The following is a 24,531-nucleotide window of genomic DNA, read 5'->3' on the forward strand; positions in this document are numbered from 1 at the left end:
GCTCGAAGCGACGGGGCGTTACCGGAGGAGCGGGGACTCAACCGCGGGTGCGGTTCTTGTTCCACACGTCGAAGGCCACGGCCAGCAGCAGCACGAGACCCTTGATGAACTGCTGCACGTCGGTCGAGATGCCCATAAGCGACATGCCGTTGTTGAGCACACCCATGACCAGACCACCGGCGATCGCGCCGACCACGCGGCCGACGCCACCCTGCACCGCGGCTCCACCGATGAAGGATGCCGCGATGGCATCCAGCTCGAAGAGGTTTCCGGCGCCGGGACCGGCGGAGTTCAGACGCCCCGTGAAGACGATGCCGGCGAGGGCCGCCAGGACGCCCATGTTCACGAAGAGCATGAAGTCCACGCGACGGGTGTTGATGCCCGAGAGCTTCGCGGCGGTGCGGTTGCCGCCGATCGCGTAGATGTGGCGACCGAAGACGCTGCGGCTCATGACCGTGGAGTAGCCGATGATCAGCACCGCGAGCACGACGAGCACGATGGGCGTGCCACGCGAACCGGGAGCGACACCCAGCAGGTAGGTCAGGTACGCGATGAGCGCGCCGCCGCCGATGACCTTCACCAGGAACGCCGCGGTGGGCTCGTTCTGCAGCTCGAGGGCCGCACGCTTGGCGCGCTGACGCACCTGCGAGAAGACGAACAGCACGAGGGTCAGGGCGCCCAGGGCGACGGTGATCCACTCCGCGGGCGAGGTGGCCGCCGGGAAGAGATCGGGGAAGAGGTAGCCGCCGCCGAGCGCGCGGTACTCGGTCGGGAAGGGCGTGATCTGGGTGTTGCCGAGGGTCATCTGCGTGAGACCGCGGAACAGGAGCATGCCCGCCAGGGTGACGATGAACGCCGGGATGCCGATGTAGGCGACCCAGAAGCCCTGCCACATGCCGACCACCGCGCCCAGGACGAGCGAGAGCAGGATGCCGAGCCACCAGGGCAGGCCCCACTGCACGATCAGTACACCCGACACGGCGCCGACGAAGGCGGCGACCGAACCGACCGAGAGGTCGATGTGACCGGCGATGATGATCATCACCATGCCGATCGCGAGGATCAGGATGTAGCTGTTCTGGACGATGATGTTCGACACGTTGCCGGCCGTGAGCAGGCGCCCGCCGGTGAGAGCCTGGAACAGCAGCACGATCACGATCAGCGCGATGAAGATGCCGATCTCGCGCAGGCGCGAGGTGAAGAACTGCACGAGGCCGCCGGCGCCGCCCGCACTGCCACTGCCGGCGCCCCCGCCGACGGGACCCTTCGGGGTTGCGGGCCCCTGCGGGGTCACGGTGTTGTCAAGCGCTGACATGGTCGGCTTCCTTTTCCTTCGTCATGAGCACCATGAGGGCCTCCGGAGTGGCCTCTTCGATGGGCAGCTGGCCGGTGATGTGGCCTTCGCTGAGGGTGTAGATGCGATCGCAGATGCCGAGGAGCTCGGGCAGCTCCGAGGAGATGACGAGCACCCCCTTCCCCTGCGCCGCGAGGGAGTTGATGATCGTGTAGATCTCGTACTTCGCGCCGACGTCGATGCCTCGCGTCGGCTCGTCGAGGATGAGCACCTCGGGGTCGGAGAACAGCCACTGCGACAGCACGACCTTCTGCTGGTTGCCGCCCGAGAGCTTGCCCACGACCACGTCGACGCTGGGCGCCTTGATGTTCATCGACTTGCGGTAGCGGTTGGCGACCAGGTACTCCTCGTCGCCGTCGACCCAGCCGCCCTTGACGAGCTTGCGCATGCCGGCGAGCGAGATGTTGCGCTTGATCGTGTCGATGAGGTTGAGACCGGCGCCCTTTCGGTCCTCGGTCACGTAGGCCAGGCCGCTGCGGATGGCGGCGGGCACGGTCGAGGTGTCGGCCTTCTTCCCCCGGATGTAGACGTTGCCCGAGATCCGCGAGCCGAAGCTCTTGCCGAACACGCTCATCGCCAGCTCCGTGCGTCCGGCGCCCATGAGACCCGCGATGCCGACGACCTCGCCGGCGCGCACGTTCAGGTTGGCCTGGTGGATGACGGTGCGGTTGGCGTCGGTGGGGTGGCTGACGTTCCAGTCCTCGATGCGCAGGACCTCGTCGCCGATCTCGACGTCGCGGTCGGGGTAGCGATTTTCGAGCTCACGACCCACCATGCCGCGGATGATGCGGTCCTCGCTCGTTCCGCCGGTCGCGACGTCGAGCGTCTCGATGGTGCGGCCGTCGCGGATGATCGTGACCTCGTCGGCGATCGCGCGGATCTCGTTGAGCTTGTGGCTGATGATGATGCAGGTGATGTTCTGGCCGCGCAGGTGGCGGATCAGATCGAGCAGGTGCTCGGAGTCGTCGTCGTTCAGCGCCGCGGTCGGCTCGTCGAGGATGAGGAGCTTGACGTCCTTCGACAGGGCCTTGGCGATCTCGACGAGCTGCTGCTTGCCGACGCCGATCTCGTTGACCGGAACGTCGGGGCTGTCGCCGAGTCCCACGCGCGCGAGCAGCTTCGCGGCCTCGCGGTTCGTGGCATCCCAGTCGATGAGTCCGCGGTGGGTGATCTCGTTGCCGAGGAAGATGTTCTCGGCGATCGAGAGATAGGGGCTCAGGGCGAGCTCCTGGTGGATGATGACGATGCCGGCCGCTTCGCTGTCGCGGATGTCTTTGAACTCGACGGTGTTGCCGTCGAAGACGATCTCTCCGCGGTAGTCGCCCGCGGGATACACACCGCTGAGCACCTTCATGAGGGTCGACTTGCCGGCGCCGTTCTCGCCGCAGATGGCGTGAACCGTTCCGCGCTCGACGGTCAGCGACACGTCGGCGAGCGCGATGACGCCGGGGAACTCCTTGGTGATCGAGCGCATCTCGAGGATGGTGCTCACGAGGTCCTCCTTGCAGAACCGGCTCGTGGCCGGTCGGGATGGTGGGGCGGGTGCGGATGCCGCAGACCCGCGGGAGCCTCCGCCGCGACCCGGGCGGGTCGCGGCGGAGGCGGGGCGGGAGGGCGGGGTAACGCCCTCCCGGGGTGGATCAGCCCAGGTCGGCCTCGGTGTAGTAACCGCTGTCGACGAGGATCTCCTTGTAGTTGTCCTTCGTCACGATCGTCGACTCGAGCAGGTACGAGGGGACGACCTTCTTGCCGTTGTCGTACGTCTCGGTGTCGTTGACCTCGGGCTTCTCGCCCTTGCGGATGTCGTCGACCATGGTCACGGCCTGCTTGGCGAGCTCGCGCGTGTCCTTGAAGATCGTCGAGTACTGCTCACCCGCGATGATCGACTTGATCGAGCCGACCTCGGCGTCCTGACCGGTGATGACCGGCAGGTCGGAGGCCGAGTAGCCGCCCGAGGTGAGGGCCGAGATGATGCCGATCGACAGGCCGTCGTAGGGCGAGAGCACGCCGTCGAGCTTGGTGCCGCCGATGACGGTGAGGATGTTCTCCATGCGCTTCTGCGCCGTCTCGGGCAGCCAGCGGAGGATGGCCGCCTGGCCGAACTCGGTCTGGCCGGAGGGGACGACGAGCGTGCCCTTGTCCATGTACGGCTGCAGGGTGTCCATCGCACCCTTCCAGAAGAACGTCGCGTTGTTGTCGTCGGGGCTTCCGGCGAACAGCTCGACGTTGAAGGGACCGGTCGCGCCGGTCTCCTTGCCCGAGGCGTCGAGGACGCCCAGGCCCGTGAGGAGCGAGGTGGCCTGCTGCACGCCGACCTTGTAGTTGTCGAACGTCGTGTAGTAGTCGACGTTCTCGGTGCCGTTGATGAGGCGGTCGTACGCGATGACGGGGATGTTCGCGTCCTTGGCCTGCTGCAGCACGTCGGTCAGCGTGGTGCCGTCGATCGAGGCGATGATCAGGGCCTTGGCACCCGTGGTGATCATGTTCTCGATCTGCGAGACCTGCGTGGGGATGTCGTCGTTGGCGTACTGCAGGTCGACCTGGTAGCCGAGCTCCTCGAGCTGCGACTTGACGTTGTTGCCGTCGGCGATCCACCGCTCCGACTGCTGCGTCGGCATGGCCACACCGATGGTGCCGCCCGCCTCCTGCGAGTCGCCGGCGCCGCCGCCGGTGCGGTCTCCCGCGCAACCGGCGAGGCCGATGCCGAGCGCGAGGACGCCCGCTCCCGCGACCGCCTTGAGCATGCTGTGCTTCTTCACTCTGGTTCCCTCCGTTGGGTATGTGGTGCGGTCTCTCCCCATGGAGCCCACCGCGTCCTGCGAGCGAGGCACCGATCGGACGCACGCGGCGACGGGGCGAAACGAAGCCGTTCGGCGAGGCGGGCCACCCGCGTCGTTCGAAACCTCTTCGTCTCGACGGATCCGCTCCGCAGCGAGTCCCGTCGGCCTGTGCGACCGGTCATGTGACCGTTCACATCGTGTGTGTGATGCTACCTCGCGCTCGGGAGAATCTGTCAAGTCCCGGTGCGCGAGATGACCAGCCGTTGCCGAAACGTGACGAATTCACCGAGAGGGCGGAGCCGTCGACGACCGCACGATCAGGCGCAGATGATCAGGCTCGGAGGGCGCGCCCTCTCCCGGCGACTCGCCCAGGGCGGCGAGCAGATCCGTCACCGCCCGCGTTCCGATCCCGGAGAAGTCCTGACGCACCGTCGTGAGCGGGGGCCAGAGGTGCGCGGACTCGGGGACGTCGTCGAAGCCCACCACCGAGATGTCCTCGGGCACCGAGCGACCTATGGCCCGAACGGCATGCATGAACCCCAGCGCCATATGGTCGTTGCCCGCGAAGACCGCGGTGGCGTCCTCGGTGCGCAAGAGCTCCAGACCCGCCTCGAACCCGAACTGCGCACTCCAGTCCCCCAGCACCGGCGGGCGGGGCGAGAGGTCGTTGGCATCCATCTCGGCGAGATAACCGCGCATGCGGTGATCGGCCTCGACCCAGTCGCGGGGACCGGCGATGTGCAGGATGCGGGTGTGCCCCAGCTCGATGAGATGCCGCACGGCCGCGCGGGCTCCCGCCGTCTGGTCGTTGTACGAGCTCGAGGTGCCGCTGGAGGCGATGATCTGCACCGGCACGGGAAGCTTCAGCTCGTCGAGGATCGGCACGACCCGCGTCTGCGGCGCCACGGCGATCAGTCCCTCGATCGACTGCTGCATGAGGTGGTCGATCGACGAGCGCACGTCGTCGGCCGCGCTCGTGGCGAGGTTCGTCACCGTCAAGCGATACCCGGCGGCCCGCGCGGCCGACTCGATCGCCTGCACCATCGAGGCGACGCCGTGCGTGGGCGTGCGGGGCCCGAGCACCCCGATGAGCTTGGACCGGCTGGTGGCGAGGGCCCGCGCCGCCTGATTCGGCACGAACTTCAGCTCGGCGATCGCCGAACGCACCTTCGCCGCCGTCTCGGGGCGCAGCGCCGGGCTGTTGTTGATGACGCGGGAGACCGTCTGGTACGACACGCCCGCGAGTCGCGCGACGTCGCGGATGCTCGGGGCGCGCCCCGCCGCCTCCGGGATGTCGGTGTCGCTCATCAGCCGCCTCATTGCGGGTCGCGCGCGGTTGCGTGACCGGTCACACGAGGATAACCGACGTCGCGCGTCCCCCTCACCGTCGTTCGCGCCGCGCCCTGACGGCCCTGCGCGCGCGGCGAGACGGCATCCGCGTGACGAGACGGCTGCCGGCGGCGACCGGGATGTCAGCCGCGTGCGGTCTCGCGACTCGAGAGGGGTGGCGGCGACGTTGGCACCGCGAGACGCCAGCCGTGTGACGAGACGGTTGCAGACCGCAACCGAGATGTCAGCTACGTGCAGTCTCGGCGGGCGGGGCGGGCGGGAGAGAGGGGACGAGCGCGTCAGGAGCGCAGGAGAGAACCGTAGAACCGGATGCCGCGGAGCCAGACGTCGACGCGGATGCGCTCGTCCGGAGCGTGCAGGGCGTCGCGCTCGCTCCGCGTGAGGTGGAACGGCGCGAAGCGGTACACCGCATCGGTCAGCCCCGTGTAGAACCGGCTGTCGCTCGCCCCCAGCTGCAGGTACGGGAGGGGCACGACGTCGTCCCCGAGGGTCGCCGACACCGCTCGCGACAGGCGTCGCCACGGCTCGCCCCGCCACGGCGAGACCGGTGACGGGTCGTCGCCGTGGCGCAGCTCGATGTCGACCAGCGGGTCGCGCACCGCCCGGCGGAGGTGGATCGCGACGTCGGCGAGGGTGTCGCCGGTCAGCAGCCGCACGTTCACGCTCGCGCGCGCCGTGGTGGCCAGCACGTTCTCGCCGGCGGAGCCCTCGAGGCGCGTCACCACGGCGGTGGTGCGCACGAGCGCGTTCGTCTCGGGACCGAGGGCCGACAGGACGCTCGTCAGCACCGGAGCCGTCTTGCGCGAGCGGCGGAACGCCGTCGCCAGGGGCTCGCCGACATGGGCCGCCGCGGTGGCGAGCATCGCCCGCACGGGCGGAGCCAGGCGCCGCGGGAACGGGCGGCGCCGCAGACGGTCGATCGCCCGGGCGAGTCGAGCGGTGGCGGGCAGCGCGGGCGGCGTCGAGGCGTGTCCTCCGGCCTCCCGGGTGACGAGGTCGAACGTCGCCACCCCGCGCTCGGCGACCCCGATCATCGCGGTGGGAGCCGCGACCCCGGGCACGGCGCCGTCGACGACCGCCCCGCCCTCGTCGAGCACCAGGGCCGGCCGGACACCCCGCTCCGCGAGCACCCCGGCCATCGCCCGCGCGCCCGCGCCGCGCGTCTCCTCGTCGTGGCCGAACGCCAACCAGACGTCGGTGCGCGGCACCACCCCCTCGGCGAGCGCGGCCTCGACCGCCTCGAAGATGGCGACGAGGGCGCCCTTGTCGTCGATCGCCCCGCGCGCGTGGATCGTGGCATCCGCCCCCTCTCCGACGATCTCGGCGGCGAAGGGGTCGTGATGCCAGGGTTGACCGTCGACGGGCACGACGTCCTGGTGCGCGAGCAGCAGCAGCGGAGCATCGGGCGTCGCGCCCCTCCAGCGGTACAGCAGGGAGTCTCCGGCGACGATCTCGCGTTCGAGGTGCGCGTGGGTCAGCGGGTAGAGGCGCTCGAGGGCCGCGCGGAACAGCGCGAAGGCCGACGCGTCGGTCTCGGACGGATCGGGCCGAGACACCGTCGGGATGGCCAGGAGCTCGCGGAAGCGGTCGACGGGCGTCATGCCCCGAGCCTAGGACCGCGCGCGCCGGCCGGATAGGCGGGGATCGCGGGGCGGACGAACGGGCCGCGCAGGCGGCGAGCCGCTGCCCGCAGCGGGACGGAGGAGATCTTCGCACAGCGGCCCGCCCGCGCCGCGGGGCTGCGACCACGGATACGGTGGAGCGCATGACCGGACTGCACTGGGGCATCCTCGCAACGGGCGGCATCGCGCACGCCTTCACCTCCGACCTGCGCACGGCGGGACTCGACGTCACCGCCGTCGGCTCGCGCAGCCTCGACAGCGCTCGCGCTTTCGCGGCGCAGTACGACATCCCGCACGCCCACGGGTCGTACGAGGAGCTCGTCGCCGATCCCGACGTCGACATCGTCTACATCGCCACGCCGCATCCCTCGCACGTCGACAACGCCCTGCTCGCCCTCGAGCACGGCAAGCACGTCCTCGTGGAGAAGCCGTTCACCCTCAATGCCGCCGAGGCCGCCGCGATCCGCGACAAGGCCGCCGAGAAGGGCCTGCTCGCGATGGAGGCGATGTGGACGCGCTACCTGCCCCACATGGTCCGCATCCGCGAGATCCTCGCCGCGGGCACCCTGGGCGAGATCCGCCTCGTCTCCGCCGACCACACGCAGAAGATCTCGACCGACCCCGCCCACCGACTGAACGACCTCGCCCTCGGCGGCGGGGCCCTCCTCGACCTCGGGATCTACCCGATCTCGTTCGCGGTCGACGTGCTCGGACTGCCCGAGCGCATCTCGGCCCTCGCGCGCCTCTCGGACGCCGACAGCGACGCCGAGGTGGCGACGATGTTCGTCCACGCCAGGGGCGCGATGTCGACCACCGTGTCGTCGTCGCGTGCGGCCGGCGCCACCTCGGCGCAGATCGTCGGCACCGAGGCCCGCATCGAGATCGACCGGGTCTGGTACTCCCCCACCTCGTTCCGGGTCATCACGCCCGACGAGAAGGTCGCCGAGGAGTACACGAGCGAGGTCGAGGGACGCGGGATGCAGTACCAGGCGCTCGCGGCCGAACGTCTCGTCGCCGACGGCGCGATCTCGAGCGACGTCCTCCCGATCGACGAGACCGTGGCGATCATGGGCGTCCTCGACGAGGTGCGCCGCCAGATCGGCGTCGTCTACCCCGGCGAGCGCTGACACCCGCCGCGTCAGTTCCTGCCTGAGCCCTGTCCCTCCGCCCGCGCGGCCGGGGCGGCGGGGCGCGGCGGCGCGGGGTTTGCGCGGGCAGGGCGTTGCGGGCAGGGCGGCGCCGCTGGGCCGGCGCGGGCGCGGCGCGGGGTCGGCGCGGGCGGGGCTGTGCGGGCGGGGCTTTGCGGGCGAGCCGACCGTCCGCGTGGTCGGTGCGGGCGAGTTGACGCCGGCGAGCCGACCGCCGTGGGGTCTGCGCGGCCGCGGCCCGGCGGCATCCGGGATCTGCTTCGCGCGCCCGTAACGAGCGGTCGACGCGCGCCGTGGCTACCCGCAGGCCTCGCCACGGGTCAGACTGGAGTCATGCCCGACACCCAGAGCGCCCGCGTCGCCGTCTACCTCGACTTCGACAACATCGTGATGTCGTGGTACGACCGGGTGCACGGGCGCAACGCCTACTCGCGCGACCGGCAGAAGATCGCCGAGAACCCGATGGACCCCGAGATCGCCGAGCGTCTGACGAAGGCCACGATCGACGTCGGCGCCGTGATCGACTACGCCGCGTCGTTCGGCACCCTCGTGCTCACGCGCGCCTACGCCGACTGGTCGGCGCCGGTCAACGCCGAGTACCGCTCCCAACTGGTGGCGCGCGCGGTCGACCTCGTGCAGCTCTTCCCCGCCGCGGCGTACGCGAAGAACGGCGCCGACATCCGTCTCGCGGTGGATGCCGTGGAGGACATGTTCCGCCTGCCCGACCTGACGCACGTCGTCATCGTCGCAGGAGACAGCGACTACGTCCCCCTCGCGCAGCGCTGCAAGCGGCTGGGGCGCTACGTCGTCGGCGTGGGCGTGGCCGGCTCGACGGCGAAGTCGCTCGCCGCCGCGTGCGACCGCTTCGATGCGTACGATTCCCTGCCGGGCATCCCGAAGCTCTCCGAGACGAAGAAGGACAAGGATGCCGCGCCCTCGCGTCCGCGGGCCCGCAAGCGCTCGAAGGACCCGGCGGTCGACCTGCTCGAGCGGGCGATGCAGCTCGAGGCGGAGCGCGCCGACGGCGAGTGGCTGCACGCGTCGGCGGTCAAGGACCTCATGAAGCGCCTCGACCCCTCGTTCAGCGAGAAGGCCCTCGGGTTCCGCAGCTTCTCGGACTTCCTCAAGGCCCAGACCGATCACGTCGAGGTCGACGAGGAGTCGAACGTCGTGCAGGTGCGCGCCGTCGCGCGGGGCTGAGCCGGGGCGCGGCGGGCGCCGGGCTGCGCGGAGCGCCGCGGGGCGTTGGGTCGCGCGGCTGCGCGGAGCGCCGCGGGGCGTTGCATCGCGCGGCTGCGCGGAGCGCGGCGGGGCGTTGCATCGCGCGACTGCGCGGAGCGCGGCGGGGCGTCGGGTCGCGCGACTGCGCGGAGCGCGGCGGGGCGTTCGGTCGCGCGGCTGCGCGTGGCGCGGTAGGCGCGGGGCTGCCCGCGGCGCGACTTCGCGTGGCGCGGCAGGCGCGGGGCGGCGCGCGGCGCGCGGCGAGGCGTGGCGGGTCAGCGCCGCTCGGTGCCGGGCGCGACGTGGGCGAGGACGCGCTGCCAGACCGACGTGAGCGTGACGTGCCCGTTCACCGAGCCGATCTCGTCGTCGGGGACGACCTGCAGCTCGGCCGCGCGCATGCGGTCGACATACCAGCGGGCGTCGTCGTGCCCCGCCGGGCCCTGGCCGCCCACGATGACGAGCGCTTCGGCGTCGAGGTGGTCGAGCAGCGGAGTGCGCAGGTCGCGGCTCAGGGGGTCGACGGGGCTCTCGACGCCGACGATCGCGAGACGGTCGACCACCGGACCCATCGCCGCCGCCAGATAGATCGCGATCGGACCGGCCGATCGTTCGCCCACCAGGCCGACCGTCGCGCCGGGCGCCTCGCGCTCCAGCAGCTCCCGCAGCGCGTCGACCGTGAGACCGGCCGGTGTCTGCCCGCCGAAGACGGGAGGGTCCTCGAGTTCGGGGGCGTCGAGCCCCACGGCGACCACGCGCACGTCGAACCCCGACGTCACGCGCGCGTCGGGATCGGTCGTCGCGACGTCACCCGTGCGCAGGACGAACACCGCACGCGGGGCACCGGGGGTGCCGAAGCTGCGGTAGCCGAGCTCGCCGTCGAGCCAGGGGGCCAGACTCATCGCGTCATCCTTCCGTCGCTGCGGCGCCGCCCGGGAGCATCGCGCGCAGGGTGTCGATCGTGTCGGCCTCGGCCGCGGGTTTGTCGGGACGGTACGTCTTCACGCGGGCGAAGCGCAGCGCCACGCCGCCGGGATAGCGCACCGAGCGCTGCACGCCGTCGATCGCGATCTCGACGACCGTGTCGGGGGCCACACGGATGCCACCGGGGATCTCGCCGTTCTCACGCTCCGCGAAATGCGCCGTCTGCCACTGCAGCAGCTCGTCGGTGAGCCCCTTGAACGTCTTACCCACCATGACGAAACCACCGGGCTCACCGAACCGCCCCTCGGGATCGCGGGCGCCCAGGTGCAGGTTGGAGTACCACCCCGACCGTCGCCCCGACCCGCGCTCGACGCCCAGCACCACGAGGTCGAACGTGTGCACCGGCTTCACCTTGAGCCAGCTCTTGCCGCGCCGCCCCGCGGTGTAAGGAGCGTCGAGCCCCTTCACCATGACGCCCTCGTGGCCCGCGGCGAGAGCGGCGCGGGCGAAGGCATCGGCGGCCTCGACGTCGTCGGTGACCACCGCGGGGATGCGCCATGCGGAAGCGATGCGATCCAACTGCGTCAGCCGGTCGGCGAGGGGCTCGTCGACGAGATCGCGCCCGTCGAGGTGCAGGATGTCGAAGAACCACGGTCGCAGGGCGATCTCGCGCGCGGCCTCGGCACCGAAGCGCGCCATCGTGTCTTGGAAGGGCCGGGGCGCTCCGTCGTCGTCGAGCGAGAGGGTCTCGCCGTCGAGGATCACGGAGGAGACCGGGAGCGAACGGACCACCTCGACGATCTCGGGGACGCGGTGCGTGACGTCGGCGAGAGTGCGGGTGTAGACGTGCACCTCGTCGCCCCGGCGGTGCACCTGCACGCGCGCGCCGTCGAGCTTGTACTCCACCGACGCGCGCCCCGTGACGGCCACCGCGTCGGCGACCGAGGTCGCGGTGGAGGCGAGCATCGGCTGCACCCCGCGGCCGACGACGAGGCCGACGGCGTCGAGGTCGGCGGGCGAACCGGTGAGGGCGACGAGCGCCGTCTCTCCCAGGTCGCCCGACAGCATGGCCGCGCGACGCACCGCCGCCCCCTCGCGATCGGATGCCGCGGCGATCGCGTCGACGAGCACGCCCTCGAGCGCCCCGGTGCGCAGCTCCCCCGTCATGACGCGGACGAGGAGGTTCCACTCCCCCGGGGTGGCCCGACCGGCGAGGTCGTCGAGCAGCGCGGTGCGCTGCGCCGCCGAGCCGCTGCCCCCGAGAGCGGCGAGCCGCTCGAATGCCCCGTCGACGTCGGACACGCTCAGCGACGCGGTCTCGGCGTGGGAGCCGCCCCGACTCGACAGCGTCTTCCATCCGACCCCGAGCCGCCCCTGTCGCGGGGAGGCCGTGAGCATTCCCACCGCGGGGACGATCTCGTCGGGTGCGAGTCCGCGCAGCAGGGTCGAGAGAGCATCGACCTTCGCGAGGCGCGACCGGGTCGCGGTGACCGCCGCGAGGGTCGTCTCGATGTCGCCGAAGAGCATGTCGGCATCCTGGCATCCCCCTCCGACATCGCTCCGACGCTTGCGTCGGCGTCAGTCGCGTGGCATCCCACTCGAAACGAATCCGCGGCGGCGACGGAGAACGCAGACCACACGGCGGCCCCGCCCGCAACCCCCGATCCGATGTCGGAGGTCTGGGGTGTGCTGGGGAGCCTCCCCCAGGAATGAGGTCCACGTGAACGCTCCCGCCACCCTCGAGCAGTCCGCTCGCACCGCCCGCGAGGTCTTCGGGTGGGACGACCTCCTCCCGGGCCAGGCCGAGGCCATCGACGCCGTCGTGAGCGGACGCGACACCCTCGTCGTCTTCCCCACCGGGGCGGGCAAGTCCGCGGTCTACCAGATCGCGGGGTGCGAGCTGGGTGGGGTGACCGTCGTCATCTCGCCTCTCCTTGCGCTGCAGCGCGACCAGATCGACTCGATCGACCGCGCTCCCGACGCTCCCGCCGCCGTCGCCCTCAACTCCCGCACGAGCGCCCGCGCGAAGCGCGATGCGTGGGCGGCCATCGAGGGCGGCGACGCGGTCTACGCCTTCCTCGCCCCGGAGCAGCTGGCCAACAGCGAGGTCTTCGACCGGCTGGCGCGCGCCGACGTGCGCCTCGTCGTGGTCGACGAGGCCCACTGCGTCTCGGCGTGGGGGCACGACTTCCGTCCCGACTACGCGCGCATCGGCGACGCGGTCGAGGCGCTCGGGCGCCCGCCCGTGCTGGCCCTCACCGCCACGGCATCCGCTCCCGTCCGCGACGACATCGTCTCGAGCCTGGGCATGCGCGATCCGCACCTCGAGGTGCGCGGCATGGACCGCCCCGAGATCCACATGTCCGTGCGCCGGCACGAGCACGACGACGACAAGCGCCGCGCGGTGATCGCCGATGTGCAGGATGCCGGCGGCCCGGCGCTGCTGTACGTGGCGACGCGCAAAGAGACCGACGCCTACGCCGACGAGCTCGCCGCCCTCGGCCTGCGCGCGGCGGCGTATCACGGTGCCATGGCGCAGAAGAGGCGCGACGAGGTGCACGGGGCGTGGAGCGCGGGAGAGCTCGACGTCGTGGTGGCGACGTCGGCGTTCGGCATGGGCGTCGACAAGAGCGACGTGCGGCTCGTCGTCCACGCCGACGTGACCGAGTCGCTCGACTCGTACGCGCAGGAGATCGGCCGCGCCGCGCGCGACGGTCGACCCGCGCGGGCGATCCTGCACTACCGCGCCGAGGACTTCTCGCTGCGGTCCTTCTTCGCCGGCGGGCACAGCAAGCGGGCCGACGTCGCCGGGGTGTGGGACGAACTGCGGCGGTCGAAGACGCCGCTGCGCGCGAAGGACATCGCCGCGGCCTCGGGCCGCTCCACCCGCGCGATCGGACGCGTGCTCAACCAGCTCGTCGCCTGCGAGCTCGCCGAGTCGGGCCCCGACGGGGTGTCGGCGCGCACTAAGGCGTCGGCCGGAGACGCCGTGGCCGCCGTCCGCGACCGCGACGAGGCCGAGGAGCGCATCCGCGCCTCGCGCATCGAGATCATGCGGGGCTACGCCGAGACCACCCACTGCCGCCGCCGCGCGCTGCTCGAGTACTTCGGGGTCGACACCCCCGCGCAGTGCGGCTCGTGCGACCGCTGCGACGCGGGGTCTGTCGCTCCTGCGCCGATCGAGACGGAGGCCCCGGATGCCGCTGCGGCCGACGCCGACGGCATCCGGATCGATTCCACGGTCCACCACGGCGAGTTCGGTACCGGCACGGTGATGGGGGTCGAGGAGGATCGCCTCACGGTGTTCTTCCCCGAGCACGGATACAAGGTCCTGGCCCGCGCCGCCTTCGAAACCGGGGTAATGGGGCTGGACGAAGCGGCCTGAGGCGCGGCCCCGGGGTGGGGCGCTGCGGCGTGGGGCGGAGCGGCTCGGGCGTGGGGCGCTGGGGGGTGGGGCCGAGCGGCTCTGTCGCGGGGCGCTTGGCGTGGGGCGCTCTGGCGCGGGGTGCTGCGGGGCGGTGTTCGCGCGACGGCGTAAGGCAGTGCGGGTTGTGACGACGGCGGCCGACCTCGTCCCGAATATGGCGGTGCTCGTCCCACTTATCGCCGGTTCACGCCCCCGCCACCGACCATAAGTGGGACAAGGTCTCGGCACCGGCCCGCCGCCGGGTCACAACGCGCGCACACCGCCACAGGGCGAAGCGAGCCGCGGCGACGGCGGCCGACCTCGTCCCCAATATGGCGGTGCTCGTCCCACTTATCGCCGGTCTTCGCCCCCGCAACCGACCATAAGTGGGACAAGGTCTCGGCACCGGCCCCCCCGAGACGGGTGACGACAGGCGCGCACCGCCCCGAGCGTCACCGCTCGCGCGTCGCCCACCACGCCCACGCGACGAGCGGGGGCTGGAGGAACAGCCGCAGGAAGCGCGAGCGGTCGGTGTTCAGACCGGGTGCCGAACGTCCGGTGCGCCACTGGTGCACGTTGCCCGGGAACACCGCGACGAAGAACGCCGCGATCGCGGCCCCGATGCGTCGACGCTCGGCGGGGAGCCCGATGAGCGCGACCCCCAGCACCACCTCGACGGCACCGGATGCCACGACGATCGCGTCCTTGTCGGTGTGCAGCAGTCGCGTGGCCCATCCCGGCACGACGATGCGGTATCCGCGCCGCCCCCAGGTGAGGTGACCGACGCCCGCCGCCACCAGCAGCAGGGCCAGGACCCCGCGGGAGATCGAGCGGAGCGTGAGTCCTCGACGTCGTGGCATCCGGTCAGTCTGCCACCGCCGCCTCGGCGCGGGGCCAATTCACGGCGCCCGCGAAAGGTTCTTGCAAGACGGACGTCTCTCCGGGCCGGAGGGCACGACTCCCGCGCGTCCTCGGCGGCGCGGCATCCGGGTCTTCTAGGCTCCCGGCATGACGCCGCCCGCTGAGGAGAGCATCACCATCCGGCCCGCGCGACCCGAGGATGCCGAGGGGATCGCGTTCGTGCACGCCACGTCGTGGCGCGAGACGTACGGTCGCTTCGTCGAGGATCCGGACACGAGCCCGTGGTTCGCCGTCGGGCCGCGGATCGGGATGTGGCGCTCCAACCTCGCCGAAGACGTCTTCTCGACGATGGTCGCCGTCGCCGGGGATCGCATCGTCGGGTTCGCCGCCGTGCAGCAGACGACGGATGCCGACGCCGTGCGGCCGGAGGAACTGACGATGCTGTACGTCCTCGCGGCCACGCACGGCACCGGCGCGGGGCAGGGCCTGCTCGACGCGGTGCTGGGCGAACGCCCGGCCTCGCTGTGGGTGGCGGCCGACAATCCCCGCGCCCGTGCGTTCTACCGTCGCAACGGGTTCACCCCCGACGGGGCGCAGTCGTCGTTCGGGCCGATGGAGGAGACCGTCCGCCTGGTGCGCTGACCCCGGAGCTCCACCCGACGCCGCCGACCTCACCGGTCCCGCGGGTGGCTCAGCTCAGATCACGCAGGTCGGACAGGGTCGTCGTCGCAAAGGAGATCCGGTCGAACACCGCCGTCGCCCCGTCGCCGAGGGGCGCCTGAGCGAGGAACCCGACCGCGAGAGGGGCGGGGCTGTGCAGGCGGAAGACGCGGACGAAGTGCCAGGCGAGGCCGTCGCGGGAGAAGTGGAAGGCGAAGGCCTCTCCGACGCGCGCCACCCGCAGGAAGACCGCGTCGGCGTCGAGCAGCGGACCGTTCGCATCGTCGGAGAACTCGTTCGTCACGACGCTGACGACCATCGCCTCGTCCTGGGGCGAGTACTCGTTGCACAGCTTGGCCCAGTGCGCGCTGCCGCTCCACACCGCGAGGGCTCCGGCGTCGAACGTCCCGCGCTCTCCGCGCACCCCGACGCGGGCCGACAGCACGAAGTCGCCCGCGGGGGCGTCGAACGCGAGGGCCGTCGCCTCGTGCTGAGCCGGTCCCCCGGTCGCGTCGTTCGTCCAGTCGACGCCCGCCCGTGCCCGCAGGGTCAGCTCGCCCGAGGGGGCGTCGTACTCCGCCTGCCCGTGGCTCCCGGTCCATGCGAGGGGCGGCAGTCCGGCGATCGAGATGCTCATGCCACGACCCTAGGGGCGCCGCTCCCCTCTCCCGGCCGTCGGCGCCGCCCGCCGGACGAAGTCCACGTACGCCTCGACCGTGTCGTGCGGCACGATCGCGCGGAGCACGACCTCGTCGGCGGCGGCGGTGTACGCATCGACGGCCGCGGCGAGGTCGGCGCCGTCGCGGATGGTCGTGTCGATGGCATCCACCCCCATCCGTTCGAAGTTCGCGGCGTAATTCGGGAAAGCGGCGTAGCGGGCCGTCTCGGCCTCGAGGCGTTCGCGGGCCTCCGGGTCGAGCGCGGTGCGCACGTACACGGCGACGCGGGTGCGCGGCGCGATCGCGTGCAGCGCGGCCGCCTGCTCGCGGGTCTCGCGCGGAGGGACCCAGTTGAGCAGCACCCCGTCGGCGCGCTCGGCGGCGAGTCGACGCATTCTGGGCCCGAGCGCCCCGACGAGCACGCGCGGCAGCCCGGCGTCGTGGAGGGCATCGGTGGCTTCGCGCACGCGGGCGAGGGCGCCCTGCCGGGCGATGCCCGAGCCGATGCCGATCGTCACACGCTCGAGAGGGAGACCCAGGGATGCCGCGTGCTCGGCGATCTCGCCCGCGGGACGCCGGTCGACGGGCACGACGCCGGTGGAGAGATGTAGCCGTTCGGTGACGCGCGCGGCCGCGGCGAGCGCCGCGAGGGCGTCGCCGTCGGGGGTGTCGTTGACCCAGAGCGTGTGGAATCCGGCCTCTTCGACAGCGGGCGCGAAGGCGGCGATCGCGTCGGGCCCGAGCGATCCGGCGACGCCCAGAGAGACGACCCCGGTCACGACACGCCTCCGGCAGCCGGGATCTCGAGGGAGACCTGTCCGACCGCGGAGAAGAACGCCCCGAGATCCGCATCGTCGGTGGGCAGCAGCACGACGTCGTCGACCCCGGCCTCCTGGAAACGGGCGACACCCTCGGCCACGTCGCTCACCGACCCGGCCAGCACGCGATCGTGCGCGTCGGGACGATCGCGCAGCGTGGCCGTGGCCCTCTCCCCCGCTCCGGGCCCGAAGGCCGTCAGCACGTAGGCCACGACATCGGCTCGGCCCTCGCGGCCCGCGACGCGACGCGCGGCCTGCACGGTCTCGACGGCGGCGGCGATCTCGGCCACCGTGTGACGGCTGTCGAGCACCACGCCGTCGGCCACCTCTCCCGCCAGAGCGAGCGTCTTCGGACCCTCGGCGGCGGCGTAGACCAGGGGCGCCGAAGCGGGCGGCCAGTCGAGAGTGACGTCGCGCAGGCGCACGTACCTCCCTTCGGCGCTCACGGTCTCGCCGGCGAGGAGCCCGCGGAGGGCGGGGAGCTGCTCCCGCATGAGGGTGAGGGGCGAGGCCGCCTTGGCTCCGACCTGCCGCATCCAGTCCTGCACGCCGTGACCGAAACCCGGCAGCAGGCGGCCGGGGAACATCCGCTCGATGGTGGCGACCTCCATGGCGGAGGCGGCGACGTTGCGCAGCGGGAGCGGCGCGATGCCGACGCCGATCCGCAGGTGATCGGTCACGGCGAGCGCCGCGGCGGCAGCCGCCCACGCCGACGACCGGAAGCAGTCCTCCCACAGCCAGAGCTCCTCGACGCCGGCGTCCTCCGCCGCGCGCGCGGCATCGCGCAGCTGTTCGGGCGGGTGCGGGTACGGGCTGAAGATCGTGCCGATGCGACTCATGGGTCTACTCTGCCCCGAACCTCCGACATCGCGGCAGGGCCGGCGGCATCCGGCATTCCGCCCGCTGCATCCGGCCCGCCCGTTCCTCCGTCCCGCGGAGTCGAGCGACGACACGCCGCCGAGCCCGCGGCATCCGGCCCGCCCGTTCCTCCGTCCCGCGGAGTCGAGCGACGACACGCCGCCGCGGAGCCGCCAAAGCGGGCACGACAGCCCCCACCTCCGCACGACGGCAGAGCGGCACAACCGTGACCACCGACGACGACGCCCCCGGCGCCGAAGCACCGGGGGCGTCGACCACGGAACCGGGTCAGGCCGCGAGCGCCGACACGACGGGCATCACCACGAAGCCCGAGGCGGTGGCATCCACCGTCACCGTCCCGCCGTCGCTCAGTTCGCCGGAGACGAAGAGGTCGGCGATGCGGTCGTCGATCTCGCGCTGGATGACGCGACGCAGGGGGCGCGCGCCGTACTCGGGCTCGTACCCGACCTCGGCGAGACGGTCGACGGCGGCATCCGTCACCTCGAGGGTGACCTCGCGCGCGGACAGACGACGCGAGGTGGCACCCAGCAGCAGCCGGACGATCTCGCGCAGTTGCGCCTTCTCGAGCTTGCGGAAGAGCACGATGTCGTCGATGCGGTTGAGGAACTCCGGCCGCATGGCCTCGCGCAGCTTGCCCATCACGCGGTCGCGCAGGTCGTCGTCGGCGAACTCGCGTCCCGTGGTGGTGAAGCCGATGGCTCCGGAGCGGGATGCCAGCACCTCGGCGCCCAGGTTCGAGGTCATGACGATCACGGTGTTGCGGAAGTCGACCGTGCGTCCCTGGCCGTCGGTGAGGCGCCCGTCGTCGAGAACCTGCAGCAGCAGGGTGAACACGTCGGGGTGCGCCTTCTCGATCTCGTCGAACAGCACGACCGCGTAGGGGTTGCGACGCACGCGCTCGGTGAGCTGTCCGGCCTCGTCATAACCGACGTATCCCGGAGGGGCACCGATCAGGCGCGACACGGTGTGCCGCTCGCCGAACTCGCTCATGTCGAAGCGGATCACGGCTCCGTCGTCGTCGAAGAGCGAGCCGGCCAGGGCCTTGGCGAGCTCGGTCTTGCCGACGCCGGTCGGGCCGAGGAACAGGAACGATCCGACGGGCCGGTTCTCGTCGCCCATGCCGGTGCGGTTGCGGCGCACGGCCTTGGCGACGGCGGCGACCGCGTCGTCCTGCCCGATCACACGGGCGTGCAGCTCGGTCTCGAGCTCGGCGAGGCGACCGCGCTCGGTCGCGGTGAGCCGGGCGACGGGGATGCCGGTCGCCCGGCTGATCACCGCGGCGATCTCGGGTTCGTCCACCACCGCGGCACCGCGCGGGGCGGTCGTGGCGTCGTCGAGCCGGCTCTGCACCGCGGCGATCTCGTCGCGCAGGCGCGAGGCCTCCTCGTAGTGCTCGGCCGAGACGGCGGCGTTCTTGTCGGCCTCGAGGGTCGCGAGACGCTCGAGCAGCGCCGATGTGTCGACCGTGACGCCCAGACGCAGACGCAGGCGCGCCCCGGCCTGGTCGATGAGGTCGATCGCCTTGTCGGGCAGCACGCGGTCGGAGAGGTAGCGGTCGCTCAGCTCCACCGCGGCGCGCAGGGCGTCATCGGTGTAGGTGACGGCGTGGTGCTGCTCGTACGCCGGACGCAGGCCGCGCAGGATCTCCACGGCATCCGTGATCGAGGGCTCGCCCACGCGCACGGGCTGCAGGCGCCGCTCGAGGGCGGGATCCTTCTCGATCGTGCGGTACTCGCGCAGGGTCGTCGCACCGATGAGGTGCACGTCGCCGCGGGCGAGTCGGGGCTTGAGGATGTTGCCGGCGTCCATCGATCCGTCGCCGCTCCCGCCCGCGCCGACGAGGGTGTGCACCTCGTCGATGAAGACGACGAGCTTCTCGGATGCCGAGATCTCGTCCATCGTCTGGGTGAGGCGCTCTTCGAAGTCGCCGCGGTAGCGGGCGCCCGCGAGCATCGCGGCGAGGTCGATGGCGACCACGCGGGTGCCGCGGAGCTGCTCGGGGACCTCGTCGGCGACGATGGCGCGCGCGAGTCCCTCGACGACCGCGGTCTTGCCGACACCGGCCTCGCCGATGAGCACGGGGTTGTTCTTCGTGCGACGACTGAGGATCTCGATGGTCTGCTCGATCTCGTCGGCACGGCCGATGACCGGGTCAAGTTCTCCGGCCGCGGCGCGCGCGGTGAGGTCGGTGCCGAAGCGGTCGAGGTTCGGGGTGGCGGATGCCGCCTCGCTCGGGGCCTCCGGCTGCTCGCCGCCCACGACCGTCTCGCGCACGCCCTGCGTGAGGGCCTCGGCGGTCACGCCCGCCTGCGCGAGGATCTGCCCGGCGGGGGCGTCCTGCGCGAGCACCAGGGCGAAGAACAGGTGGTCGGGGTCGACGTAGGTGGATCCGGCCGCGCGGGCGACCTGGAACGCGTGGAAGAGGGCCCGCTGCACGGATCCGGCCACCACGGCGCCGTCGACGTGCGCCGGGGCACCGGCGGCGGGGAGGCGGCTCTCGGCCGCCCGCGCGATCGCGGCGGGGTCGGCCCCGAGGCGCGCGACGGCGTCCTTCGCGGGCGAGCGACCCACGAGCACGTGAAGCACGTGAAGGGCGTCGAGTTCGCGCTGACCGCGGCCGAGCGCGAAGCGACCGGCCTCTTGCAGGGCGTCCTGCGTGCGGGCGCTGAGGAAGCGGCTCAGATCGATCGACCGCTCGGCACGCGCCTGCTCGCCCGCGAGGTAGCGCGCGAGGAACTCGTCGAACGACTGGGCGCCGTCTTCCCCGGCGCCGGGGGTGAAGTTGTCGGGCAATTCCGTCTCCTGTGATACGTGAGTGCGGTGGACTCAAGTCTGCAACTTGAGCACCGTCGTATCAAGTTCAACGCCTGACCCTCGCGGCTATTCCCGCGGCGCCGTGATCGCCGGGTCGACCTCGCGCCAGAGCTCGGCCGTCTGCACGATCCAGAACACCGCGAACAGCACCAGGGCGACCGACTCCCCCACCAGCACCACAGGGAAACCGCGTCGATCCACCCCCGCGAGGACTCCCCCGACCAGCGCCAGGAGCGTCACGGCGATCCCCGCGGCCACGACGGCGTAGACCGCCCGGAACCGCCCGTGCGCGGCGGCGCGCGACTGCGGCCGCCACGCCGCGAGGCCGGCGACCACCGCGATGAGCACGAAGAAGGCGACGGCCGCCACCTCGTGCGCCCCCGCGAAGAAGACCTCGGGCGCCATCGCCCCGAAGACGATTCCGGCGACCACGATCGCCGCGATCACCGCGGCCGTCAGCACGACTCCCCGACTCAGCGTGCCCTGCACCCGCGCGAGGATCAGCGCCACGACCACCCCCAGGAGCACCACGGATGCCACCGCCGCGGCGTTGTTCGCCACGGTCGCGCGCACCGCGACGGGCACGCACCGCGTGACCGTGCCGCACGAGACCGATGTCGGCACGTAGGCGATCACGAGCGCGAGCACCGCGGCGACGTCGAGCAGCCCCTGCTCCACGCTGCGGCCCGAGAGGGCGAGGAGCGCGAGGGCGATCGCGGTGAGCGCCCCCACGAAGACCGGCCCCGCGGCGGTGTAGTACGACGCACTGACCGAGGGGAGGGCGCCGCCGGCGACCAGCTCGATCCCCACGCCCACCGCGAGGAACACCGTCGCCCCGATGATCGCGAGACGCACGTAGCGATACGTGCGCTGGGTCGAGGTCGTGCGGATGCGCATACCCGCATCCTGGCAGGGGCCTCCGACACCCGGGCACCGACCGCGCGGTGTCGGTGGCCTCTGCCAGACTTCCCGCATGCGCGAATTCCTCGCCGGGGCAGGCCTGCTGCTCCGCGGCCTCGGCCAGTGGCGACGCACCCCGGGGGCCATGGCGCTCGGCCTCATCCCCGGGACGCTCGTGGGTCTCGTGTTCGGTGCCGCGCTGGTGGCGTGGGGCATCGCCCTCCCCGGCCTCGTCGACGACTGGACGCCGTTCGCCGACGGGTGGGTCCCGTTCTGGGCGGGGGCGCTGCGCACCGCGATCGGCGTCGCGTCGTTCGGTGCGGCCCTCCTGCTGGCCGTCGTGTCGTTCACGGCCGTGACCCTCGCCGTCGGCGAGCCCTTCTACGACCGCATCTGGCGCGCGACCGAGTACAGCGCGACCGGTGAGGTCCCCGACGCCGAGTACGGCTTCTGGCGCGCGGTGGGCGACAGCGCCCTGCTCGTCCTGCGCGGCATCCCGGCGGCCCTCCTCGCGTGGCTCCTGGGTCTCATCCCCTTCGTCGGCGGGGCCCTGGGCTTCGTCGCGGGAGTGCTGCTGACCGGCTGGCTGCTCGCCGACGAGCTCACCTCCCGGGCGCTCTCCGCTCGAGGCCTCGACCGTCGCGCCCGCCGCGCGATCATTCGCGCGCACCGCGCCCGCGCGCTCGGCTTCGGCGTCGCCACGCAGCTCTGCTTCCTCGTGCCGCTCGGGGCGGTGGCGGTCATGCCCGCCGCCGTCGCGGGCAGCACGCTGTGGGTGCACGCCGCCCTCGGCCGCGTGACATCCCCTTCGCGGGGAGCGGATGCCGCGGTCCCCGCGACGCAACCCGCCCGTCGCGCGGCCGGTTCGGGTGACGCGGCACGATAGCCTGGACCGACCGAAGGGATCCCCATGTTCATCGTCTCGCTCATCCTGTTCGTCGGCGGCATGCTGCTGACCGGACTGTCGTTCTCGCTCGCGGCCCCCGCGCTGTTCTTCGCCCTCGGCATCCTGCTGGTGTCGGCGTCGCTGGCCCTGCCCTTCCACTTCGGCACCCGGTAAGCGCTCCCGGCGCGGGTCGCGCCCCCTCGTTCCCGACGCGGTGCGTGCACGCGCGCTCAGGCGCGAACCGAACCGACCCGCCCGGTACCGTTGCACGGTGCCCTTCTCGTTCGACGCCCTCCGTCGCCGCCCCGATCTCGAGGGCCCCGATCTGGGGGCCGTCGATGCCGCCGACCGGCTGATCCTCGACGAGTCGGATGCCGCGCGCGCCGACCTTCCACAGGGAGCGCTCGTCGTGATCGGCGACACGCACGGAGCGCTCACCCTGGCCTCCGCCGCTGCCGGAGCACGCGGCATCCGGGTGCACCAGGACGAACTGCTCGGCGAGCGGGCCCTCGCCGCCAATGCGGCCGACACGGGGCTCGACGGCACCTACGCCTCGCTCCCGCTCGACGCGAACCTCGTGAGCGGCGCGCGCGTCGTGCTGCTGCGGCTGCCGCGATCGCTGCGCGCGCTGGCCGACATCGCCGGGCTGATCGCCCTGCACGCCGACCCCGAGGTCGTCGTGGTCGCGGGCGGTCGTCTCAAGCACATGACCCTCGCGATGAACGACGTGCTGCGCGACCGCTTCGACCGGGTCGACGTCTCGCACGCGCGCCAGAAGTCGCGCGTCCTCTTCGCGCGCGGACCCCACGACGGGGCCGCACCGACCCCGGAAGCCGCGGAGGTCGACGGCATCCACGTGCGCGCTTTCGGCGGCGCCTTCGCGGGCGCCTCGATCGACATCGGTACGCGTCTGCTGCTCGCGCACCTTCCGGAGCCCCGCGCCGCGGAGGCGATCGACCTCGCGTGCGGTACCGGCGTGGTCGCCAGCGCTCTGGCCGTGCGGCATCCCTCCCTGCGCGTCCTGGCGTGCGATCAGTCGGCCGTCGCCGTCGCCTCGGCGCGCGCCACCGCCGCGGCCAACGGCGTCGCCGACCGCGTGCGCGTGCAGCGCGACGACGTGCTGTCGAAGCACGCCGATGACTCCGCGTCGTTCATCGCGCTGAACCCGCCGTTCCACGCCGGAGCGGCCCTCGCCGACGGTCTCGCTCCCCGCATGTTCGCGGATGCGGCCCGCGTGCTGCGACCGGGCGGCGAACTGTGGACGGTGTGGAACTCCGCCCTGCAGTACCGCCCCGCCCTCGAGCGCATCGTGGGTCCCACGCGGCAGATCGCCCGCGACCGCAAGTTCACCGTGACGGCGTCGACCGCGCGGTGACGCCGGCGGCGACGCTCGACGCGCGACGCCGCTCCCGCTCGGGCTCGCCGTGCCCGGGCCCGCCCCGCCCGGCCCGCCTCGCCCAGCTCGCGACGTCCGACCGGAGACCTCCGACCTGTGACGCCCGACCCGTGACGCCCGACCCATGCCATGGCGCCGCCTCAGCTCAGCGGCGTAGATTCGACCTCGCTCGACGAGGAGGTGAGGACCGTGCGCTCTCGTGCCGTCACGACCCCGCTGATCGTCGCCGCTATCGTGGCTGCGGGCCTCGCCCCCGCCCCGATCGGCGCGAGCGCGGTCGAGGGCGCCTCCGCCCCCGGTGCCGGCCCCACCGCCGCGGTCCGCACGGCGCCCCTGGCCGCGGGCATCGCCCCGGTCCGCGCCGCCACCGGAGCCGACCCCCTCGACGACACCGCCTCGACCCCGATGCTCGCCGACTGCTCCAGCATCACCGCGACCGGCCGCGAGTACGCACGACTGCACGCCATCTCACTGTGCGGGGCCGACACGACCCCGGCATCCGAGCCTCTGCGCACCGAGCAAGTCGGCGGGGAGGAATGCGGGTCGATCTCGCTCGTCATGACCAGCCGCGGCGGAGGCGTCGCCGCGGTCGAGTGGAGGGTCGAGTCGGTCACCGGCCCGGTGCTGGGCGTCGAACTGGACGTGTCGTACTCGGGCCGCGCGGGAGGCGTCATGCGGCGTTTCATCGATCACGCGGCGAGTCAGCGCGCCCGCCAGAGCGCGGTCGCGTTCCTCGGCGTCGGCCGGGCCGCGGCGACCGTCTCGGGCACCGTCGAGACGTTCCTCGCGACGTGCCGCATCGCCCCCGCGAGCGTGCGCATCCACGTGCGCTGAAACCCGCGACGGCGAAGGA

21 protein-coding genes are annotated in these 24,531 nt (G+C 72.3%); 8 read left to right on the top strand and 13 right to left on the bottom strand.

The window, feature by feature from the left end; translation table 11 throughout:
• Nucleotides 1–37: 37 nt before the first annotated feature.
• The 5 genes from mmsB to FB047_RS07200 all read right to left on the bottom strand — a co-directional run bounded on the left by mmsB (nucleotide 38) and on the right by FB047_RS07200 (nucleotide 7,085).
• A complete protein-coding gene (gene mmsB / locus FB047_RS07180) occupies nucleotides 38–1,315 on the bottom strand; it encodes a multiple monosaccharide ABC transporter permease (protein ID WP_240752664.1) in 1,278 nt (425 codons plus the stop codon).
• Nucleotides 1,302–2,828, bottom strand: a complete 1,527-nt coding sequence (mmsA, locus tag FB047_RS07185) for a multiple monosaccharide ABC transporter ATP-binding protein (protein WP_136586864.1) — start codon at nucleotides 2,826–2,828, stop codon at nucleotides 1,302–1,304. Before mmsA ends, mmsB begins: the two co-directional genes overlap by 14 nt.
• Nucleotides 2,829–2,994: 166 nt before the next feature.
• Entirely contained in the window at nucleotides 2,995–4,098 is a 1,104-nt protein-coding gene (chvE, locus tag FB047_RS07190) for a multiple monosaccharide ABC transporter substrate-binding protein (protein ID WP_136586866.1), read from the bottom strand.
• A gap of 318 nt (nucleotides 4,099–4,416) precedes the next feature.
• Nucleotides 4,417–5,442: a LacI family DNA-binding transcriptional regulator gene (locus tag FB047_RS07195; protein WP_136586530.1), complete on the bottom strand. Its 1,026-nt coding sequence runs from the start codon at nucleotides 5,440–5,442 to the stop codon at nucleotides 4,417–4,419.
• 320 nt (nucleotides 5,443–5,762) lie between these two features.
• Complete coding sequence (locus tag FB047_RS07200; protein ID WP_136586531.1) at nucleotides 5,763–7,085, bottom strand: M20/M25/M40 family metallo-hydrolase; 1,323 nt, start codon at nucleotides 7,083–7,085, stop codon at nucleotides 5,763–5,765.
• Nucleotides 7,086–7,249: 164 nt separating this feature from the next.
• Between FB047_RS07200 and FB047_RS07205 the strand changes: the two genes are divergently transcribed.
• Both FB047_RS07205 and FB047_RS07215 read left to right on the top strand, forming a co-directional pair.
• Nucleotides 7,250–8,233, top strand: coding sequence for a Gfo/Idh/MocA family protein (locus FB047_RS07205; RefSeq protein ID WP_136586532.1), 984 nt, complete (start codon nucleotides 7,250–7,252; stop codon nucleotides 8,231–8,233).
• Nucleotides 8,234–8,587: 354 nt separating this feature from the next.
• A complete protein-coding gene (locus FB047_RS07215; protein WP_136586533.1) occupies nucleotides 8,588–9,454 on the top strand; it encodes an NYN domain-containing protein in 867 nt (288 codons plus the stop codon).
• Nucleotides 9,455–9,750: 296 nt separating this feature from the next.
• On the opposite strand, the gene FB047_RS07220 is transcribed toward FB047_RS07215, so the two are convergent.
• Together FB047_RS07220 and FB047_RS07225 are read right to left on the bottom strand one after the other, a co-directional pair.
• Entirely contained in the window at nucleotides 9,751–10,377 is a 627-nt protein-coding gene (locus tag FB047_RS07220) for a hypothetical protein (protein WP_136586534.1), read from the bottom strand.
• Between the two features lie 4 nt (nucleotides 10,378–10,381).
• On the bottom strand, nucleotides 10,382–11,926 hold the full coding sequence (locus FB047_RS07225) for an ATP-dependent DNA ligase (RefSeq protein ID WP_136586535.1): 1,545 nt from the start codon (nucleotides 11,924–11,926) through the stop codon (nucleotides 10,382–10,384).
• A gap of 193 nt (nucleotides 11,927–12,119) precedes the next feature.
• On the opposite strand from FB047_RS07225, the gene FB047_RS07230 reads away from it, so the two are divergent.
• Entirely contained in the window at nucleotides 12,120–13,784 is a 1,665-nt protein-coding gene (locus tag FB047_RS07230) for a RecQ family ATP-dependent DNA helicase (protein ID WP_240752665.1), read from the top strand.
• 473 nt (nucleotides 13,785–14,257) lie between these two features.
• Here FB047_RS07230 and FB047_RS07235 read toward each other — a convergent pair whose 3' ends face one another.
• Nucleotides 14,258–14,665, bottom strand: coding sequence for a DoxX family protein (locus FB047_RS07235; protein WP_136586536.1), 408 nt, complete (start codon nucleotides 14,663–14,665; stop codon nucleotides 14,258–14,260).
• Nucleotides 14,666–14,813: 148 nt separating this feature from the next.
• Between FB047_RS07235 and FB047_RS07240 the strand changes: the two genes are divergently transcribed.
• Nucleotides 14,814–15,308 carry a GNAT family N-acetyltransferase gene (locus tag FB047_RS07240; protein WP_136586537.1) on the top strand — a complete coding sequence of 165 codons (495 nt, stop codon included), beginning with the start codon at nucleotides 14,814–14,816 and terminating at the stop codon, nucleotides 15,306–15,308.
• A 49-nt stretch (nucleotides 15,309–15,357) separates the two neighbouring features.
• Here FB047_RS07240 and FB047_RS07245 read toward each other — a convergent pair whose 3' ends face one another.
• The 5 genes from FB047_RS07245 to FB047_RS07265 all read right to left on the bottom strand — a co-directional run bounded on the left by FB047_RS07245 (nucleotide 15,358) and on the right by FB047_RS07265 (nucleotide 21,393).
• Complete coding sequence (locus FB047_RS07245) at nucleotides 15,358–15,963, bottom strand: DUF1349 domain-containing protein (RefSeq protein ID WP_136586538.1); 606 nt, start codon at nucleotides 15,961–15,963, stop codon at nucleotides 15,358–15,360.
• Between the two features lie 9 nt (nucleotides 15,964–15,972).
• On the bottom strand, nucleotides 15,973–16,764 hold the full coding sequence (locus FB047_RS07250; RefSeq protein WP_136586539.1) for an LLM class flavin-dependent oxidoreductase: 792 nt from the start codon (nucleotides 16,762–16,764) through the stop codon (nucleotides 15,973–15,975).
• Nucleotides 16,761–17,642 carry an LLM class flavin-dependent oxidoreductase gene (locus FB047_RS07255; protein ID WP_136586540.1) on the bottom strand — a complete coding sequence of 294 codons (882 nt, stop codon included), beginning with the start codon at nucleotides 17,640–17,642 and terminating at the stop codon, nucleotides 16,761–16,763. The genes FB047_RS07250 and FB047_RS07255 overlap by 4 nt, the downstream gene beginning before the upstream one ends.
• 307 nt (nucleotides 17,643–17,949) lie before the next feature.
• Nucleotides 17,950–20,475, bottom strand: a complete 2,526-nt coding sequence (locus FB047_RS07260) for an ATP-dependent Clp protease ATP-binding subunit (RefSeq protein ID WP_136586541.1) — start codon at nucleotides 20,473–20,475, stop codon at nucleotides 17,950–17,952.
• 87 nt (nucleotides 20,476–20,562) lie between these two features.
• The gene (locus tag FB047_RS07265) at nucleotides 20,563–21,393 is read right to left on the bottom strand and encodes a hypothetical protein (protein ID WP_136586542.1); all 831 of its coding nucleotides are present in this window, start codon (nucleotides 21,391–21,393) and stop codon (nucleotides 20,563–20,565) included.
• A gap of 76 nt (nucleotides 21,394–21,469) precedes the next feature.
• Here FB047_RS07265 and FB047_RS07270 point away from each other — a divergent pair, with 76 nt between their 5' ends.
• From FB047_RS07270 to FB047_RS07280, 4 genes are all read left to right on the top strand, one after another.
• On the top strand, nucleotides 21,470–22,282 hold the full coding sequence (locus FB047_RS07270) for an EI24 domain-containing protein (protein ID WP_136586543.1): 813 nt from the start codon (nucleotides 21,470–21,472) through the stop codon (nucleotides 22,280–22,282).
• Between the two features lie 24 nt (nucleotides 22,283–22,306).
• Nucleotides 22,307–22,456, top strand: a complete 150-nt coding sequence (locus tag FB047_RS16880; protein WP_167494175.1) for a hypothetical protein — start codon at nucleotides 22,307–22,309, stop codon at nucleotides 22,454–22,456.
• Between the two features lie 97 nt (nucleotides 22,457–22,553).
• Nucleotides 22,554–23,657: a class I SAM-dependent methyltransferase gene (locus tag FB047_RS07275; RefSeq protein ID WP_136586544.1), complete on the top strand. Its 1,104-nt coding sequence runs from the start codon at nucleotides 22,554–22,556 to the stop codon at nucleotides 23,655–23,657.
• A gap of 210 nt (nucleotides 23,658–23,867) precedes the next feature.
• Nucleotides 23,868–24,512 carry a hypothetical protein gene (locus tag FB047_RS07280; protein ID WP_136586545.1) on the top strand — a complete coding sequence of 215 codons (645 nt, stop codon included), beginning with the start codon at nucleotides 23,868–23,870 and terminating at the stop codon, nucleotides 24,510–24,512.
• The last annotated feature ends 19 nt before the right edge of the window (nucleotides 24,513–24,531 follow it).

It is taken from the genome of Microbacterium hydrothermale (genome assembly GCF_004854025.1).
GTDB classification, from domain to species: domain Bacteria; phylum Actinomycetota; class Actinomycetes; order Actinomycetales; family Microbacteriaceae; genus Microbacterium; species Microbacterium hydrothermale.

Excerpts from the sequence above, each read along its gene's own strand:
- mmsA (WP_136586864.1), bottom strand. The coding sequence starts at position 2,828 with ATGCGCTCGATCACCAAGGAGTTCCCCGGCGTCATCGCGCTCGCCGAC.
- FB047_RS07255 (WP_136586540.1), bottom strand. The coding sequence starts at position 17,642 with ATGAGTCGCATCGGCACGATCTTCAGCCCGTACCCGCACCCGCCCGAA.
- FB047_RS16880 (WP_167494175.1), top strand. The coding sequence starts at position 22,307 with ATGTTCATCGTCTCGCTCATCCTGTTCGTCGGCGGCATGCTGCTGACC.
- FB047_RS07270 (WP_136586543.1), top strand. The coding sequence starts at position 21,470 with ATGCGCGAATTCCTCGCCGGGGCAGGCCTGCTGCTCCGCGGCCTCGGC.
- FB047_RS07245 (WP_136586538.1), bottom strand. The coding sequence starts at position 15,963 with ATGAGCATCTCGATCGCCGGACTGCCGCCCCTCGCATGGACCGGGAGC.
- mmsB (WP_240752664.1), bottom strand. The coding sequence starts at position 1,315 with ATGTCAGCGCTTGACAACACCGTGACCCCGCAGGGGCCCGCAACCCCG.
- FB047_RS07215 (WP_136586533.1), top strand. The coding sequence starts at position 8,588 with ATGCCCGACACCCAGAGCGCCCGCGTCGCCGTCTACCTCGACTTCGAC.
- FB047_RS07265 (WP_136586542.1), bottom strand. The coding sequence starts at position 21,393 with ATGCGCATCCGCACGACCTCGACCCAGCGCACGTATCGCTACGTGCGT.
- FB047_RS07205 (WP_136586532.1), top strand. The coding sequence starts at position 7,250 with ATGACCGGACTGCACTGGGGCATCCTCGCAACGGGCGGCATCGCGCAC.
- FB047_RS07240 (WP_136586537.1), top strand. The coding sequence starts at position 14,814 with ATGACGCCGCCCGCTGAGGAGAGCATCACCATCCGGCCCGCGCGACCC.
- FB047_RS07235 (WP_136586536.1), bottom strand. The coding sequence starts at position 14,665 with ATGCCACGACGTCGAGGACTCACGCTCCGCTCGATCTCCCGCGGGGTC.
- FB047_RS07200 (WP_136586531.1), bottom strand. The coding sequence starts at position 7,085 with ATGACGCCCGTCGACCGCTTCCGCGAGCTCCTGGCCATCCCGACGGTG.
- chvE (WP_136586866.1), bottom strand. The coding sequence starts at position 4,098 with ATGCTCAAGGCGGTCGCGGGAGCGGGCGTCCTCGCGCTCGGCATCGGC.
- FB047_RS07225 (WP_136586535.1), bottom strand. The coding sequence starts at position 11,926 with ATGCTCTTCGGCGACATCGAGACGACCCTCGCGGCGGTCACCGCGACC.
- FB047_RS07220 (WP_136586534.1), bottom strand. The coding sequence starts at position 10,377 with ATGAGTCTGGCCCCCTGGCTCGACGGCGAGCTCGGCTACCGCAGCTTC.
- FB047_RS07195 (WP_136586530.1), bottom strand. The coding sequence starts at position 5,442 with ATGAGCGACACCGACATCCCGGAGGCGGCGGGGCGCGCCCCGAGCATC.